Source organism: Bradyrhizobium sp. RD5-C2, assembly GCF_019972155.1.
GTDB lineage: Bacteria > Pseudomonadota > Alphaproteobacteria > Rhizobiales > Xanthobacteraceae > Bradyrhizobium.
In genome coordinates this window covers 12748-30088 of record NZ_BOVL01000026.1, presented here as the reverse complement: position 1 = coordinate 30088, position 17341 = coordinate 12748, and the positions used below count along the sequence as shown (strand labels likewise).

14 protein-coding genes are annotated in these 17341 nt (G+C 64.9%); 2 read left to right on the top strand and 12 right to left on the bottom strand.

The features are described from left to right. Window positions 1-52: 52 nt before the first annotated feature. From BraRD5C2_RS31860 to BraRD5C2_RS31835, 6 genes are all read right to left on the bottom strand, one after another. Entirely contained in the window at window positions 53-1789 is a 1737-nt protein-coding gene (locus BraRD5C2_RS31860) for a bifunctional protein-serine/threonine kinase/phosphatase (RefSeq protein WP_223975270.1), read from the bottom strand. A 60-nt stretch (window positions 1790-1849) separates the two neighbouring features. Then, a complete protein-coding gene (locus BraRD5C2_RS31855; protein WP_212310650.1) occupies window positions 1850-2668 on the bottom strand; it encodes a formate/nitrite transporter family protein in 819 nt (272 codons plus the stop codon). A gap of 497 nt (window positions 2669-3165) precedes the next feature. Next, window positions 3166-3912 (bottom strand): transporter substrate-binding domain-containing protein, encoded by a 747-nt coding sequence (locus BraRD5C2_RS31850; RefSeq protein WP_223975268.1) that lies wholly within the window; start codon window positions 3910-3912, stop codon window positions 3166-3168. A gap of 155 nt (window positions 3913-4067) precedes the next feature. After that, window positions 4068-4493, bottom strand: coding sequence for a DUF4399 domain-containing protein (locus BraRD5C2_RS31845; RefSeq protein ID WP_223975267.1), 426 nt, complete (start codon window positions 4491-4493; stop codon window positions 4068-4070). A 24-nt stretch (window positions 4494-4517) separates the two neighbouring features. Continuing rightward, entirely contained in the window at window positions 4518-6077 is a 1560-nt protein-coding gene (locus BraRD5C2_RS31840) for an SUMF1/EgtB/PvdO family nonheme iron enzyme (RefSeq protein WP_223975266.1), read from the bottom strand. 206 nt (window positions 6078-6283) lie between these two features. After that, a complete protein-coding gene (locus BraRD5C2_RS31835) occupies window positions 6284-7474 on the bottom strand; it encodes an MFS transporter (protein WP_223975265.1) in 1191 nt (396 codons plus the stop codon). A 75-nt stretch (window positions 7475-7549) separates the two neighbouring features. Between BraRD5C2_RS31835 and BraRD5C2_RS31830 the strand changes: the two genes are divergently transcribed. Together BraRD5C2_RS31830 and BraRD5C2_RS31825 are read left to right on the top strand one after the other, a co-directional pair. After that, window positions 7550-8350, top strand: a complete 801-nt coding sequence (locus BraRD5C2_RS31830; protein WP_223975264.1) for an AraC family transcriptional regulator — start codon at window positions 7550-7552, stop codon at window positions 8348-8350. Between the two features lie 149 nt (window positions 8351-8499). Next, window positions 8500-9852, top strand: a complete 1353-nt coding sequence (locus tag BraRD5C2_RS31825) for a malonyl-CoA decarboxylase (protein ID WP_223975263.1) — start codon at window positions 8500-8502, stop codon at window positions 9850-9852. Between the two features lie 129 nt (window positions 9853-9981). Here BraRD5C2_RS31825 and BraRD5C2_RS31820 read toward each other — a convergent pair whose 3' ends face one another. The 6 genes from BraRD5C2_RS31820 to BraRD5C2_RS31795 all read right to left on the bottom strand — a co-directional run bounded on the left by BraRD5C2_RS31820 (window position 9982) and on the right by BraRD5C2_RS31795 (window position 17299). Then, on the bottom strand, window positions 9982-12354 hold the full coding sequence (locus BraRD5C2_RS31820) for a TonB-dependent receptor (protein ID WP_223975261.1): 2373 nt from the start codon (window positions 12352-12354) through the stop codon (window positions 9982-9984). 306 nt (window positions 12355-12660) lie between these two features. Further along, complete coding sequence (locus tag BraRD5C2_RS31815; protein WP_223975259.1) at window positions 12661-13722, bottom strand: V-type ATP synthase subunit I domain-containing protein; 1062 nt, start codon at window positions 13720-13722, stop codon at window positions 12661-12663. A gap of 166 nt (window positions 13723-13888) precedes the next feature. Continuing rightward, complete coding sequence (locus BraRD5C2_RS31810) at window positions 13889-15058, bottom strand: mandelate racemase/muconate lactonizing enzyme family protein (RefSeq protein WP_223975258.1); 1170 nt, start codon at window positions 15056-15058, stop codon at window positions 13889-13891. A gap of 111 nt (window positions 15059-15169) precedes the next feature. Continuing rightward, window positions 15170-15433 carry a DUF3297 family protein gene (locus BraRD5C2_RS31805; protein WP_223975257.1) on the bottom strand — a complete coding sequence of 88 codons (264 nt, stop codon included), beginning with the start codon at window positions 15431-15433 and terminating at the stop codon, window positions 15170-15172. Then, window positions 15430-15906: a glutathione peroxidase gene (locus BraRD5C2_RS31800; protein WP_223975256.1), complete on the bottom strand. Its 477-nt coding sequence runs from the start codon at window positions 15904-15906 to the stop codon at window positions 15430-15432. The genes BraRD5C2_RS31805 and BraRD5C2_RS31800 overlap by 4 nt, the downstream gene beginning before the upstream one ends. A gap of 1 nt (window position 15907) precedes the next feature. Next, entirely contained in the window at window positions 15908-17299 is a 1392-nt protein-coding gene (locus BraRD5C2_RS31795) for an amidase family protein (RefSeq protein ID WP_223975255.1), read from the bottom strand. Between the last annotated feature and the right edge of the window lie 42 nt (window positions 17300-17341).

Here is a 17341-nt window from a genome sequence, read left to right as displayed (position 1 = left end):
ACGCGCTGCGCGCTCCTCAGGGTGACGGGAAAGGCCGGCGGATTTGGCCCTGCTACCGCCAATGATGCGCGCCGTAGGCGAGCAGCAGCACCACGACCAGCGCCAGCACCAGCGTGGTCGACTTCCAGAACAGCACCGGGTTGCGCTCGATCAGCGGCGTCGATGACGTCGTCAGATATCTTGCGTTGGGATTGCGCAGGTCGAACAGAAACTCCGAAAAGCTGTCGTAGCGCTTCAGCGGATTGACGTGCACGGCACGCTCCAGCGTGCCGTCGACCCAGTTCGGAATTTCGCGGCCGCCATATGCGGCCGGACGATAGACCAGCCGGTTGAAGTCGGATCGGGTGCGGGCGCGCGCGATCTGCGCGCCGTAGGGCAAGCGGCCCGTCAGCATCTGATAGGTGACGACACCGAGCGAGAACAGGTCCGAGCGCGCGGTGCCGCCCTCGCCCAGGAAATACTCCGGCGCGGTGTATTGCTGGGTGCCCAGGATATCCTCGACACCCGCCGGCACCGCCTCGGCGACGCCGGAGATCCGCGTCGAGCCGAAATCGATGATCTTCACCGTGCCGGTCCGGTCGATCATGATGTTGTCGGGCCTGACGTCCTGGTGCAGCATCTCCTTGCGGTGGAAGGCGCGCAGCCCTTTTGCGATCTGCTCGGTGATGTCGCGCACCGTCTCCAGCGACGGCGCAGGATCGTCGATCATCCACTGCGTCAGGGTCTGGCCGTCGATGTACTCCATTGCGACATAGAGGAAGTTGCGCTTGCGCTGCGGCAGAAACGGCTTCAGCACATGCGGGCTGTCGATCCGCCGCGCGACCCATTCCTCCATCATGAAGCGCTTCAAATAGGCGCCGTCGTCACGCAGGTCGATCGAGGGGATCTTGATCGTGACCGTGGTGCCGCTCTCCTCGTCGACTGCGAGATAGATGTGGCTGCGGTGCGATGCATGCAGCTCGCGCACGATGCGGTAGCCGTCGAACAGCATCCGTGCATCGAGCAGCGGCGGCAGCGGCAGCTCGGTGGGCTGGCCGAACACCTCGCTGGCATCGCCGTCCGGCAACTCGTCGATCCGGATGATCTGCGCGGTGAGATTGTCCGGGCTGCCGTTGTCATAGGCTTGCGCGACGATCGACTTCGCGGCAGCGTCGAGATCGGCAGCGCCATCCCTGATCGTCTTCGCCAGCTGCCGCGCCGGGACGTGCTCGTAGATGCCGTCGGTCACCAGCAGGAAGGTGTCGCCCCGCTCCAGCCGGAGATTCTGGTAGTCGATCTCGAGCTGCGGGTTCACGCCGAGCGCGCGGCCGAGATAGCTCTGCTGCGACGACAGCACGACGCGGTGGTCGTTGGTCAATTGCTCGAGGCTGTTGCCCGCGACGCGGTAGATCCTGGAGTCGCCGACATGGAACAGATGGGCCGTGGTCGACCGGATCACCAGCGCGCTCAGCGTGCAGACGTAACCCTTGTCCTTGTCGTAGGGGTTCTGGCTGCGCCTGGTCTGCGCGTGCAGCCAGGAATTGGTCGCCTCCAGCACCCGCTGCGCCGAGGTCTTCACCGACCAGGATTCCGAGGTGCAGTAGTAATCGGTCAGGAAGCTCTTGACCGCGGACTCGGCGGCGATGCGGCTGACGCTGCTCGAGGAGATGCCGTCGGCAAGCACCACGGCGATGCCCTTCAGGCCGAGCAGCGGCTCGTCGGGGATCAAGACGCCGTGGAAATCCTGATTGGTGTCCTTGCGGCCCTGATCAGAGAATTGCCCGACCGATATTGTCAGCGCGCGCGGCATCGACCGTCTCAATGCGAATGGGGCCCTCCGTGACAGGAGAGCCCCATAAGCCGCCCGGGATCAAGCCGCGAGGCGCTGGCGCTTCGGCGCCGTCTTCACATGCGTCGTGTAGAGCGTGAGCCCGGTGAAGGCGAGGCCGCCGGCGAGGTTGCCCAGCACGGTCGGGATCTCGTTCCAGATCAGGTAATCCATGATCGAGAACTTGGCATGCAGCATCAGTCCCGACGGGAACAGGAACATGTTCACCACCGAATGCTCGAACACCATGTAGAAGAACACCAGGATCGGCATCCACATCGCGATGACCTTGCCGGGCACGGTCGTTGAGATCATGGCGCCGACGACGCCCGTCGAAACCATCCAGTTGCAGAGCATGCCGCGGATGAAGAGCGTGGCCATGCCCGCCGCGCCATGCGCCGCGTAGCCCAACGTTCGCGCCTCGCCGACGTTTCCGATGGTCATGCCGACCTTGTCGGGCTCCTGCGTGAAGCCGAAGGTGGTCACGAACGCCATCATGAACGCCACCGTGAGCGCACCGGCGAAGTTGCCGACGAAGACGAGGCCCCAGTTGCGCAGCACGCCGCCGAGCGTGACGCCGGGGCGCTTGTCGAGCAGCGCGAGCGGAGAAAGGACGAACACGCCCGTCAGCAGGTCGAAGCCCAGCAGATAGAGCATCACGAAACCGACCGGAAACAGCAATGCGCCGACGAGCGGCTGACCGGTGTTGACGTTGATCGTCACGGCAAACCAGGCTGCCAGCGCGAGGATCGCACCGGCCATGTAGGCGCGGATCACGGTGTCGCGCGTCGACATGAAGATCTTGGATTCGCCGGCGTCCACCATCTTGGTGACGAACTCGGACGGTGCGAGATAGGCCATTCGTAAATTCCCCTTGCGCAATTCGGCCGCGCCGGCTGCCTGCCGGAAGCGACGCGGGTTGGTTGAAATGCTCGTCCGTCGGGGAGATGGGGGTGCAACGATTGCTCGCGGCGCCCGAGCGGGACGCCTTGATCCCCTCGCCGCGGCCAGCACTGGCTTCGGCGATCCGGAGGACGGCAGTCGTCATTGACTGGTGCTATCAAAAGCAATGGATGTGCCAACCGGAGGCGCCCGAGGATGGCATTAAATCCATGTGAATACAATGAGTTAGACAGACGACGTAGGAGCTGCCCCGCGCGATGGCGCGGAATTATGCAGCATGCCCAGATGTCACCCAGTGCGCGCCTCTCCAGCACCATCACCCTGAGGAGCGCGCAGCGCGTCTCGAAGGGTCGACGGCCACCAGCCGGGCCGTGCATCCTTCGAGACGCGCTACGCGCTCCTCAGGATGACGGGGATAGTTGAGAACGACGGCGCTAGAGTCGATACGCGCTGGTCTACTTCACCTCGGTACGAACCGGGGAGCCCTTCAGCCCGTTATTGTCATAGGCCTTGCGCAGCGCGCCGTTGGCGATCGCATCGGCCATGAACCTGGCGGCGAACGCCGCGGCCAGCGGATGGTTGAGCGGCACCGCAACCGCGGTGACGGTCTGCTTGAAGGTCTCGTCCAGCACGCGGGTGCCCGGAATCTTCTTGGCCATCGCATTGAGCTGATCGCGCGACAACGCGAACGCGTCGATCTCGCCGCTCTTCAGGAGATTGAAGATCTCGTCATAGGTCTGATAGCCCGTGACCTTGGCGTGCTTGAGATGCGCCATCGCGCCACGCATCGTGGTGGTGGCGTTGACGGCAGCGACCTTGACGCCGTCCTCATCCAGTGCCGCGAAATTCGCGATCATCGACCCCGGCTTGACGATGTAGGTGGCGTCGGCGACCTCGTAGATCGGCCCGAACGTCATCCTGGTCTCGCGCTCTGGATCCTTGGGCAGGAAGGTGATGTCCCAGCTGTTGCTCGACGCCGCGTCGGTGATCTGGCCGGAATTCTGGTGCACGACATATTCGACGGGGACGCCAAGCTGCGCCGCCATCTCCCTGCCGAGATCGACGGGAACGCCGGCATAGCCGCTCTCGGTCCGGGTCGACCAGAATGCGCCGCCCGCCGGGCTGATCGCAATCGCGACCCGGAGCTTTCCGGTCGGCGCGATCTGATCCTTCAAGGCGTCAGCGTTGGCGGATACGGCCATAACGATCACTCCCAGAACGAGGCCAGCCAGACGCAGCGGTCGAGACAACATCGGAGGCCCTCCACGTCGGGTCTTGCGCCCGGCGGCGCGCAACAAACAGCACGAGGCCGCTTTGCGCAAGCGGCGGTTCGCGCAAGGGAGCTATCCGTATCGGGCTATTTGACCCGGATGGTGATCTTCTCGGAGACGACCGGTGGGTTGAATGGATAGTGTTTGGCGTCGCCCAGCACCAGCTGCAAGGTATGCTTGCCGGGCGCCAGATCGAGCTGCGTCTCGGTCTGGCCGGCACCGAAGTGCTGGTGAGACTTGTCCGACGGGATCGGCTCATTCGGATTCAACGGCTCATTCACATCGATCAGAAGGTGGTGATGGCCGCTGTTCGGATACTCGTCGCCGGCATGGGTGACGCCCATGTTGCGCAGCCCAAAGCGGCACCAGAACGGGCTTTTGAGCCTGGCCCCGTCGTGCGGCCAGATGAAATACAGCTTGGTGTCTTTCCCCGCCGGTTTGTTTTGCGCGCCGGCCGGACCGGCGAGCAATGTCAGCGCCGCAGCGAGCGCGATCAAGCCTGCACTTTTCATAACCCCTCCAAACCTGGCGAATGCTCAGGGCGACAGCGCGACCCGGAAACCGTGGGTCGGGTAGCGAACATTGGTGTCGTAATTGTCGCGATTGGCCGGACGGACATAGCGCGCATCATTCTTCCAGGAGCCGGAACGAATGACATGGGAGCCGCAGTCGCCGCCGGACCACACCGCGCCGTCGGCCGGAGCGCCCTGGTAGTTCCTGTGCCAGCAATCCTCGACCCACTGATCGACACCGCCGCCCATGTCGTAGAGACCGAACGGATTCGGCTTGAGGCTGCCGACCTTGACCGGCTGTTCGGCGGCATCACCGCCGCCGCAATCCTTGCAACCGACGTTGCCCGATTGCATCTGGTCGCCCCACCAGTATTTCGATTGCGTGCCGCCGCGCGCCGCATATTCCCATTCGGCTTCGCTCGGTAGCCGGTAGGCCTTGCCGGTGCGCTCGGCCAACCATGCCACATACTGCTTCGCGTCACTCCAGCTCACATTGGTGACCGGCATGTCGTCCTTTCCGCCGGCCGTGAAGCCGCACGCCTTGGCCGCCGCGCAGGCGTTCCATTCCAGCACCGTGACCGGATATTTGCCCATCGCGAACGGCTTGACCGTCACCCTGCGGATCGGCCGTTCCGAGGGATCGTCATTGCTGCCCATCGAGAAGCTGCCGCCCCGCAGCGAGACCATTTCGGGCTCCGGTACCGACGCGGCCGGAGCCGCAGAGGGTGCGGCTTGAGGCGAGGCTTGCTGCGTCGGTGCGGCACTCGGGACCGGACTTGCAGCTTGGCCTGGAGCCGGCGCCGGAGCCGGGCTCGGCGCGGGCTGCTGAACGGCCGGCGATGCGGCCGGTGACGGAGGCGCCCGCGCCACGTCGATCGGCTTGCTGCGCGGTTGCGCCAGCATGTACCAGAGCACGCCGCCAGCGATGATTGCGACCGCCAGTCCGAGCAGCGTAAGCAGGATGGACTCACGGCGCCGGCGCGTCCTCTGGTATGCGGCAGCGTCCGGCAACACGCGATAGACCCGGACCGGATCGGTGATGTTCTTGACCTTCTTGTCGCCGAGCGATTCGTACCCGCAGACCATCTTGTGCTTGATCTGCTCGTAGATGCCGCCGGAGATGAAGACATCACCCGGCGCCGCGATCCCTTCCAGGCGCGAGGCCACGTTGACGCCGTCGCCATAGATGTCGTCGGGCTCGATGATGACGTCGCCGAGGTTGACGCCGATCCGGTACTCGATCCAGTTATCTCGCGCGACCGCCGCGTTGCGGCCGATCATGTTCTGTTGAATCACGATGCTGCACCGAACGGCCTCGACCGGGCTGTCGAACATCGCGATGAAGCCGTCGCCGGTGGTCTTGACCAGCTTGCCGTGGTGTTCTGCAATGGTCGGTTCGATCAGATCGCGCACGGTCCGCTTGACGCGGGCATGGGTGCCTTCTTCGTCAAGTTGCATCAGCCGGCTGTAGCCGGCGATATCGCCGGCTACGATCGCAGCCAGGCGCCGCGGCACTGAATTGCCGGGAGGCTGTGTATTGTCGGACTGTGACCGACCTGACTTGAAGTCGCGAATCTCGCCCATGGCGCTCCGGCTGCTCCAAAATACGTGCAAAGAGGCGCAACCGACGCCTTCGTCCCCGAGGCCCAGCTAAAGGTACCACACCTGCGGGTTGGAACAAAGTTCGCGAAGCGTGACCAAGTCACGAATGCCGGCAGGCGCCGATCAGCGCACCCGCCCGCCGGCGGGTGCGCTTTGCCTCAACGGCAAGCGGCGCAAGACGCCCGGGATCAGCCCCCTTGCGCGGCCGGCGTACGGATCTCGCGCGGCAGGATAATCGCGGCCGCGATCGCCAGCAGGCACAGCGCGGCAAAGGCGCGCAGCATCATGGAGAAGCCGCCCTGGTCGTACAGCCACGCCACCAGGCCGACGGAGGCGCCCGCGGCGGTGAAGCCGACGAAATAGCGCACCGCGTAGGCGCGCGAGCGCCATTCCTCGGTGGTGTACTTGCCGACCATCGCATCGTTCACCGTGACCTGGCCGAACGCACCCATCACGATGCCGATCGAGACCACGATCAGCGGCAGGTTGGACAGGCTCGCCGCCAGATAGAGGAACGGCGCCAGCATGAACGACAGCGGCAGCGCCACCGTCTTCAGCGAATGCCTGTCGAGCAGCTTGCCGATCGTGTACTGCGTCATCGCGCCGAACACATAGACCCCGGCGGCGATCACGCCGAGCAGCGCCGGGCTCCTGGTCAGATCGGCGAGCCGTTCGGCGAACAGCTTTGGCAGCGCCACCGTCACCGCGTTGAAGGTGGTCGAGATCGCGATCACCACGATCAAGAGCGACAGCACGACCCGCCACATGTCTTCCTTGGCGACCCGCACCTGGGCTGCGGCCTGTTTGGACCCCTTGCGGTCCTCATGCACCACCGTCATCGCAAAGGCGATGCCGACCAGCACGGTGACCGTGCCGGGCACGATGAAGGCCCAACGCCAGCCGAGATACTGGCCGATCACGCCGGTGACCAGCGCCGAGGAGGCGACGCCGAGATTGCCCCAGACGCCGTTGATCCCCATCTGGGCGCCGAGCTTCTCGGCATAGGACACGATCATCGCAGTGCCGACCGGATGGTAGATCGAGGCGAAGATGCCGATCGCCAGCAGCGCGGCGCCGAGTTGCAGCGGCGTCTGCACGAAGCCGACCGAGATCATCGACAGGCCGATGCCAACGAAGAAGATCAGCATCATGTGGCGGCGGCTCCAGCGGTCGCCGAGCCAGCCGGTGATCAGCGAGCCGGCGCCGAAGGCGATGAAGCCTGGCGTCGCATAAGGCAGCAGCTCCGAATAGGCCATGCCGAGCGCCGGGCCCATGATGATGACCGCGGCCGCGAAAATCAGCATCGCATAGTGGTCGATGAAATGGCCGGCGTTGACGAAGCTGATCACCCGGCTAGGACTGTTCGTTGGGCTGCTCATGAGGCACGTCTCTCGCGCGATTCTTCAATTGCTCGAAAATAGGTTATAGGTGCTTGTCCTGACGGGATGTCGCCAATGACTATCGCTGAGCCGCCAATAAGAGCCCTCCACAAGGACCGGCGCGTCACCGGCGATGGCGTGCACATGGTCGCGCGCAGCTACCAAAAGGGCGTCCGCCTCGACCCGCACATGCACCGCGAGGCGCAGCTGGTCTATGCCGCGAGCGGCACCATGCAGGTGACGACGCCGAAGGGCCGCTGGCTGGTGCCGCCGGACCGCGCGGTTTGGGTCCCGGCCCTGCTCCCCCACGCGATCGACGTGCTCGCCGATATCGAGATGCGCACGCTGTATTTCGACCGGGCGTGGCTCGCGCGCGAGAAGCGCAGCGACAGCCTCGGCCATGAATTCGTGGTGCGGGTGTCGCCGCTGGTGCACCAGGCGATCCTTGCGCTGTTCGACGCTTCATGCGGACGCGAGCGCACCGACCTCCTGATCAGGCTCGTGATGCTGGAGCTGCACCAGGCCGAGGATTCCGCGACCTTCATCCCTCTGCCGCAGGAGCCGCGCTGCCGCCGCGCCGCCGACATCGTATTGGCCGATCCGACCAAGGACCACGAAATCGATGCGCTGGCGCGCACGATCGGCACCTCGGCGCGGACACTCTCGCGCCTGTTCTCGGCGGAGACGCAACTGTCCTTCAAGAGCTGGTGCCAGCGCGCCCGCATCGCGGCCGCGATCGAACGCCTGTCGACCAGCGCAAACGTTTCGGTCAAGCAGGTCGCCTCCGACCTCGGTTATGCCAGCGTGCCGGCATTTTCCCATGCGTTCCGCCAGGTCACCGGCAAGACGCCGACCGCGTTCGCGGAGAAAACGTGACCCCGATTGGTCACCGGCGACGAATTATACCGTTGTCGTCCTGCGACATATTTCCGTACGATCCATGCGCTTGACTGCAGTCCTCCCGACCTTAAATCCCGTGTAAGGTCCGGCTTCACTGAATACGACCCGCTGGATACGAACTGCCCATGGCCAACGCCTTCTTCTCCGACCTGCTCTCGACGATTTCCGAACGCGGCCGCGTCCTGCTCGGCCGCGCCAGCCCGACCGACGACAAGCAGGATGCGTCCGAGCTGCTGGAATTGTGCGAGGCGCTGCTGTCCGGCCGCGGCGAGGCCTCCGGCACCGCGATGGCGCGCGAAGTGCTCGACCGCTACCACCACCTCGATGCCGCCGGCCGCCTGTCGTTCTTCCAGACGCTGGCGCGCGATTTCGGCCCCGATCACGCCAGACTGGCGCAGGCGATCGAGAGCTGGCGCGCCAAAGCCAATGGCGACGACGCCAGCGACCTGCATTTCGCCTCCGAGCCGCGCCGCCAGGAATTGATCCGCCGGCTCAATCGCGCGCCGGGCGGCACCGGCGAGCTGGTGTCGATCCGCTCGGATCTGCTTTCATTGATGAAGGGCAACAAGGACCTCGCCGCGCTCGATCGCGACGTGGTGCATCTGCTCTCGTCCTGGTTCAACAGGGGATTCCTCGTGCTGCGCAGGATAGACTGGTCGTCGCCGGCCAATATTCTGGAAAAGATCATCCGCTATGAGGCCGTGCACGAGATCCGTGACTGGGACGACCTGCGCCGCCGCATCGATCCGGTGGACCGCCGCTGCTACGCGTTCTTCCATCCGGCGCTGGCCGACGAGCCGCTGATCTTCGTCGAGGTCGCGCTGACCGAAGCCATTCCGGGCGCGATCGCGCCGCTGCTTGCCGAAGAGCGCGAGCCGGTGCCGGTCGAGCGCGCCCGCACCGCGGTGTTCTATTCGATCTCCAACACCCAGCGCGGGCTCGGCGGCATCTCGTTCGGCAGCTTCCTGATCAAGCAGGTGGTGGAGGAACTGCGCCGCGAATTGCCCAAGCTCGACAATTTCGTGACGCTGTCGCCGGTGCCGGGCTTCATGCAGTGGGTGAAGCAGGCCGATGACGTGCCGCTTACCGACGAGGACCGTCAGCTCCTGGAGAGCCTTGGCAAGCCCGACTGGTTCGAAAACGCCGAGCTCGCCACGCAGCTTCGCGCCGTGCTGGAGCCGCTCGCCGCCTACTACTTCCTGAAGGCGCGCACGCCGAAGGGACGGCAGATCGATTCGGTTGCGCGCTTCCATCTCGGCAACGGCGCGCGGCTGGAGCGGATCAACTGGCTCGGCGACCTCTCGCCCAAGGGCCTGCGCGAATCTGCCGGCGTCATGGTCAACTACCTCTACCGCCTCGACGACATCGAGAAGAACCACGAGGCCTACGCCAACACCGGCGAGGTGATCGCCTCGAGCGCGGTGAAGAAGCTGCTGAAGGGCGAAGGCCGGCGGCTGCTCGACATGCGGCTGGGGTAGCAGGCCGCCTCTCTCCACGTCATTGCGAGGAGCGCAAGCGACGAAGCAATCCATCCTTCCTCTTGTGCGGAACGATGGATTGCTTCGCTTCGCTCGCAATGACGGCACGATAGTCGGCGCCCTCTATCCCTAAAACCTCGCCCGCGCCGTCAGCCGCACCGTGCGACCCTGTCCCGGTGAGATATTGTTGTTGCCGTCGGCGGAGGCCCAATAGCCCTTGTCGAAGATGTTCTCGACATTGAGCTGGGCGCTCCAGGTCTCGTCGATCTTGGCATAGACCGCTGCGTCGAAGCGGACGAAGCTCGGCAGCCGCACGGTGTCGTCGGACGAGGCGAAGGAATCGCCGAAATAGATCACGCCGAGCGCCGCCGCCCACATCGGCGTGAACTGATACTTGTTCCACCAGGCAAACTGATTGTACGGCACGAGCTGGACGCGGTTGCCGGGAACGACCGTCGGCGAGGTGGCGCCGGTGATCTTCGCATCCGTATAGGCATAGGCCAGCGACGACTGCCACTGCTCGGTGACATGGCCGGTCAAGCTTGCCTCGACGCCGCGGGTCAATGTGCTTCCCGAGGGGAAGAAGAAGCCGGGATTGTTGCCGTCGGGGATCGGCTGGTTTGTGCGGTTCAGATTGTAGACCGCGGTCGAGAACAACAGCTTCGGATTGATGTTCCACTTCATGCCGAGCTCGACATTCTCGAAGCGCTGCGGCTGCAGGATCAGCGTGCCGTCGGTCAGCGAGCTGAACTGGTCGCCCGAGGCCGGCAGATAGGAGATGCTGTAGGCGGTATAGACCGACATCTGCTCGATCGGCTTGATGATCAGGGCGGCCTGTGGCGAGACCAGATTGTCGACCCGGCCGCGATTGGTGTTGGTGTTCATGTCGGTCGCCGACATGTCGAAGCGGTCGAACCGCGCGCCGGCGATGATCTGAACGGCGCGGGAAATCTCGATGGTGTCCCTGACATAGCCGGACTGGATGTTCAGCGCATAGCGGCTGTTCGAGTCCGGCGTGGTGACGCCGTCGGTGTTGGTGCCGGTGAAATGGTGAAGGAACGTCACCGCGCCGAAATAGGTCGGCGCGAACGGGTTCTGCACGATGGTGTTGGTGCCGTTCGGGAACACGCCGGTGTTGCGGATGTCGACGCCGCTCTGGCGGCCGAATTCAGTGCCGAAGCCGACGGTATGGAACAGCGGACCGGTCCAGGTCTTGTAGGTGAAATCGGTCTGGTTGAAGACGTTGTCGCGGTTGGTGGTGTGCTGATAGGCGCCGAGATTGACCGCGGTATCCGCCGGGTTGACCGCACCCGCCAGCGCGCCGCCGGTCGGATAGATGTTCTGGTAGAACTTCTGGTAGTCGGCGGCGATGGTGCCGTTGCGCACCGTCAGCCCGTTCTCGAAATCATGCTCGATGATGGCCATGCCGGTCTGCACCGTCGCCTGCGCGGTGTTCAGCCTCGGGCTGCCGAAGAAGGTCGAGAAGTCGCCGTTCGGCGCAAACGGCGCCGTCGGATTGAAGCGGGTCGCGCCGCCCGGCACACCCTGCGAGGGATTGCCGCGGTCGGCGGTGCGCTCGTCGTGGAAATACTCGTAGCTCAGCTTGATTTTGGTGTTGTCGTCGGGCTTCAGCGTCACCGTCGGGTTGATGCCGTAGCGCTCCAGATGGTTGAAGTCGCGGAAGGCGTCGGCGCCCTCGTAGAACACGTTGAGCCTTGCTGCGACGTTCTCGTTGATCGCCTGCCCGGCATCGAGGGTGACGCGGCGATCGCCCCACGAGCCGGTCTGCGCCGTCGCCTCGTAGACGCGATTGCCGTCAGCCTCCTTGAGCGTTCGGTTGAGCAGGCCGCCGCCGGCGCCGCGGCCGAAGGTCAGCGCGCTCGGGCCCTTCAGCACCTCGATGCTCTGGGCGTTGTACATGTCGCGGAAATACTGCACGTCGTCGCGGAAGCCGTTGACGAAGAAATTGGCGCTGGAATCGACGCCGCGGATCACGAGTTCGTCGCGATTGCCCTCGCCCTGGTGCACCGCGACGCCCGGAACGTAGCGGGTGACGTCGGTGAGGCCCTGGTAGTTCTGGTCGCGGATCTGCTCCCGCGTCACGACGTTGAGCGATTGCGGGATGTTGACGATGGCGGTGTTGGTCCTGGTCGCAACCGATGTGCTGTTGGCGAAATAGCCTGACGTGCCGGTGCGGGCATCCTGCGATTCCGCAAACGGTTTTGCCGCGACCGCAGGCTCGATCCGCCGCGCGGTCTGGGTACGGCGGCCTCGCGCGGCCGTCGTGCTGCGCGATGTCGATGGCGCGCTGCGGCGGCGTTGCGCGGCCGGCGGCGTGATGGTCACCGGCGGCAGCGTCGAGGCGCCGGCTTGCGAGGGCGTCGATTGTGCCTGCGCGGCGGAAGGCGTGAGCGGAACGCTCAGTGCGAGATAACTCACCGTGAGCAGCGACAGCTTCGCGAGCAAAACACCGCGACGGCTGGTTTGTGATCCTGATGTCATGACGTCGTCCCCAAGCAACTGTCGCCTTGCGCGAAAGCGATGCGCCGTCCTCTAGAGAGGTGAGGCGCTCTGCGTCCAGACGACGGACCTCAGAAAATTTTTACGTAAGGCCGGAATAAAATCGCGACGAAAGCGCGCAGGCGCTGCGCGGAGCAAGCGCCGGGTTGGAAAAGTCAAGGATGCAAATGGTTTCTGTCGGCTTCCGGATTTGCGCCGGGAAACGAAGAACGGCGCTCGCGCGCCGCACTTCTTGTAGGAATTCCAGATTGTACCGGTTCTAAAGCAGCCTTTCGATGCCGTCCGGCGTCACGCGGTGGCGGACCGCGGACGCAGCCCCGCCGGCAGATGCGCCGCGAGCCAGGCGGCGATCGCACGCTCGTTGCGATGGTAGAGCAAGCCTGCGGCGATCACGGCAATTCCGATCAGCGACAGCGAGAACGGAAACCACAGCGAATCCTTGAAGACGACGTCGGCGAGATGTCCGAGATAGATGCAGATGCCGAACGCGCCGAACACCGCATAGGCGCGCCGCATCAGGATCACCGCAATCGCGACGAGACCGACATTGAGCAGGCAATACACCGCTTTCGAGAGTTCGGTTGACCCTTCCGACGCGGTGATGCCGCCCCAGAACGCCATCAGGCCGAACAGATGCAGCCAGAACGCAAAGTCGCCATTGCGGCTGCGATAGTCGACGATCCAGGCCACCGCGAGCACGGCCAATCCGAACCACACCGACACCCGGCGCCGCGTCTCGAAATCGGCATAATTCGTGCCGCTGAACCACGGCGCCAGATCCATCGACATGAACCACAGCGCGAACGCGATGATTGCGACGATGAAGGCGAAGCGGAAGTAGCGCAGCGCGACGACGCCGGCGACGACGGTCGCGATCTCCATGAAGATCCAGCTGCCCTTCACCCAGATGTAGAAATCCTGCACGGTTCCCGGCTTGCCGAACTTGCCCCACCAGCCGAGTTCGTCCTGGATGCCGTAGACGGCAAGCGGCGCCATCGAGACCGCGATCGCGATCATCAAGCCGCCGGGAACCCGCAGATTCTTGCCGTACCAGAGGTGGTGACCGGCCACGGCGAAGGCGGTGGCGTAGGCGATCGCGCAGGCCGTCAGCGCCCGTCCGCCCATCTGGGTGAAGGCCAGGGTCGAGAACAGGCCCATGGCGCCGATCACGATCAGCGCGCCGGCGTACCAGAGCACATGCGCGGCATCGAACCTGGCCGCCGGGCTTGCGTCGCCCACCGCGCCCTGCCCGTCATGGCTCGCCAGGAAGGCGAGAAGCCGGTCCAGATCAGCGGCGCTAATCACCCCGGCATCGGCGGCGTCCCGGAGATTCTTCGCTGAATATGGCATGCGGTGATCCTCATGTCCGGTTGGGGCGCCTCCCCGGGGATCCGCGGAAGACGCCACTCCCGTATGAGTATATCGGAACGTGAGCGACGTTCAATATTTTTTGAGCGACGCTCAAGATATTTCGCAAGCGGACTCGAGCCTGCCGGGCTGGCCGGACGAGCGCCGCTTACGCTGCCAGCGCCTTCATTTCCGCATAGAGATCCGACTTGCCCTCGAAGCCGATGCCGGGGAGATCAGGCATGACGATGTGGCCGCCCTCGACGCGCACGCCGTCCGGGAACCCGCCATAGGGCTGGAACAGGTCGGGATAGCTCTCATTGCCGCCGAGGCCGAGGCCGGCCGCGATGTTGAGCGACATCTGGTGGCCGCCATGCGGGATGCAGCGGCTCGGCGACCAGCCGTGGGTCTTCAGCACCGCGAGCGTGCGCTGATATTCGCAGAGCCCGTAGGACAGCGCGCAGTCGAATTGCAGCCAATCACGATCCGGCCGCATGCCGCCGTAGCGGATCAGGTTCCGCGCATCCTGGTGGCTGAACAGGTTCTCGCCGGTCGCCATCGGGCCCGGATAGAACTCGGCGAGCGCAGCCTGCAACGCATAGTCGAGCGGATCGCCGGCTTCCTCGTACCAGAACAGCGGATACTCCCGCAGCATCTTGGCATAGGCGATCGCGGTCTCCAGATCGAAGCGGCCGTTGGCGTCGACCGCGAGCTGCGCCTCGCGGCCGATCTCCTTCAGCACCGCATCGATGCGTTCGCGATCTTCGGCGAGCGGCGCGCCGCCGATCTTCATCTTGACGACGTTGTAGCCGCGGTCGAGATAGCCGCGCATCTCCTTGCGCAATGCGCCGAGGTCCTTGCCCGGATAGTAGTAGCCGCCGGCGGCATAGACGAACACGCGCGGATTGGCGGTCAGGCCATGACGCTCGGCAAGCAGCCGGAACAGCGGCCTGCCCGCGATCTTCGCCACCGCGTCCCACACCGCCATGTCGATGGTGCCGACCGCGACCGAACGCTCACCATGGCCGCCCGGCTTCTCGTTCGACATCAGCGTCGACCAGACCTTGTCCGGATCGAGGTTGGCGCCATCAGCATCCAGCAGCGATTTCGGATCGGCTTCGAGCAGCCGCGGCGCAAAGCGCTCGCGGATCAGTCCGCCCTGCCCGTAACGTCCGTTGGAATTGAAGCCGTAGCCGACCACCCGCCTGCCGTCGCGCACCACATCGGTGACCACGGCGACCAGGCTCGTGGTCATCTTGGTGAAGTCGATATAGGCGTTGCGGATCGGCGAGGAGATCGGCTTTGTCACCTCGCGGACGTCGACGATGCGGACGGACATGGGAGTTGCCTTCGGAGTTGCTAGGCGCGTAATTCCGGGGCGATGCAAAGCATCGAACCCGGAATCTCGAGATTCCGGGTTCACGCTTCGCGTGCCCCGGAATGACGGTGGCTACTTCTTATCCCGGAAATACGGCTCGACCGGCCCGTGCACCTTGATGGTCAGCGGATTGCCGTAACGGTCCTTGGCGTTGCCGGCGGTGACCCGCACCCAGCCTTCGCTGATGCAGTACTCCTCGACATTGGTCTTCTCGGCACCCTTGAACCGGATGCCGACGTCACGCGACAGGATCGCCTCGTTGTAATAGGGGCTCTTCGGATCGATCGAGAGACGGTCCGGAAATTGATCGTTGGTGGTGTCGTTGTCGTCGCTCATAGCAGCGCCTCGATTTCCTTCTTCAATCCTTCGGGCCGGGCGGTCGGCGCATGCCGCGCCACGACCTTGCCGGCGCGATCGACCAGGAACTTGGTGAAGTTCCATTTGATCGCCGGCCCGAGCAGGCCCGACTTCTCACGTTTCAGGTGCTCGTACAATGGATGCGCACCTGAGCCATTGACGTCGATCTTGGCGAACATCGGAAACGTCACGGCGTAGTTGGTCTCGCAGAACGTGGCGATCTGCTTGGCATCGCCCGGCTCCTGCGCGCCGAACTGGTTGCAGGGAAAGCCGAGCACGGCAAAGCCGCGCGGCGAGAGACCGGCGTGCAGCTCCTGGAGGCCCTTGTATTGCGGCGTGAACCCGCAGGCGCTCGCCGTGTTCACGATCAGCAGCACCTGGCCCTCGAACCGCTGCAGCGGCACCTCGTCGCCGACCAGCGACTTGGCGGTGAAATCGTAGACGGTTGCCATGTTAAATCACCGGATCGATCGGCGACGACGGCGTGCCGCCGGCTTCCACCGCCTCGCCCGCGGCAAGGCAGAGATCCTCGCGGTAGCGGCCGGCCACCAGCTGCACGCCGACCGGAATCCGCCCGACGAGCCCCGTGGAGACGACAAGCCCGGGAAGCCCCATGAACGGGATCGCGATCTGCGGCAGCTGCGCGTGCCACACCCGCGCGAACGACGCCTCGTCCTTGCGGTCGAGATGATCGGGGAACGGCAGCTCGCCCGAGACCGGCATCAGCAGCACCGGATATTTGTCGAGGAAGGCAAACCATTCGCGGGTCAAGGTCGCGCGGCGGGTCAGCGCCTGCGACAGGTCGAACGGGTGCACTTTTGAGCGGACGCCGCGCAGGCAGGCCAGCGCGCCGGGATCGCCCTCGCGCTCCGCGAACGCAAGCTGGGCCTCGTAGCCGTCGCCGAGCCACAGCCGGGTCTGGATCTCGGCCGCCTCGCGCAACGACGGCGTGTCGGCGATCTCCTCGACGATCCAGCCGGCGTCGCGCAAGCGCCTGCCGGCATCGGCCACCGCGGCGACCACTTCCGGCACCGGGTTGAGGCCATCGGGATTGAGACACATCGCAACGCGCTTCTCGCGCGGCGGTCCCTCGAGCGGCACCGGCGCATACCAGGGATCGCGATAGTCGGGTGCCGACATCGCCGCGAGCGAAATGCGCAGATCGTTGACGGTGCGCGCCAGCGGGCCCGACACCGCGCTGATCTGCGGGCCGATCGGGCGCTCCGGCAACGCCGCGTTGAAGGCGGGGATGCGGCCCATGCTCGGCCGCAGGCCATGCACGCCGCAGGCATAGGCCGGATAGCGGACCGAGCCCGCGATATCGGTGCCATGCGCAATGTGGCCGATGCCGGCCGCGACCGCGGAGCCCGCGCCGCCCGACGAGCCGCCCGGCGTGATGCCGGGATCGCGCGGGTTCTTGGTGTCGCCGTGAATGAGATTGGTGGTGAACCAGCGGTAGGAGACCGCCGGACAATTGGTGCGGCCGAGCAGCACCGCGCCGGCCTTGCGCAGGTTGGCGACGACCGGATTGTCGATCTTGGCGATGAGGTCGCGCTGCGCCTTCAGCCCGTTGGTGGTGGCGTAGCCCTCCTGGTCGACATTGACCTTGATCGTGATTGGCACGCCGGCCAGCGGCCCGACCGCCTCACCGCGTGCAATTGCCGTATCGATCGAGGCTGCCTGTGCCAGCACGTCGTCCGGCCGGTGATCGACCACCGCGTTGATCTTGGGGTTGACCGCGTCGAGCCGGGCGAGCCCGGCCTCGGCCGCCTCCTTCGCCGATACCTTCTTGGATTTGATAAGGGAGGCGAGTTCAGCCGCCGACAGACGCCAAAGATCCTGCATGTGCTACTCCGTATGACGGACGCGTTTTAGCGCCGCACGAAG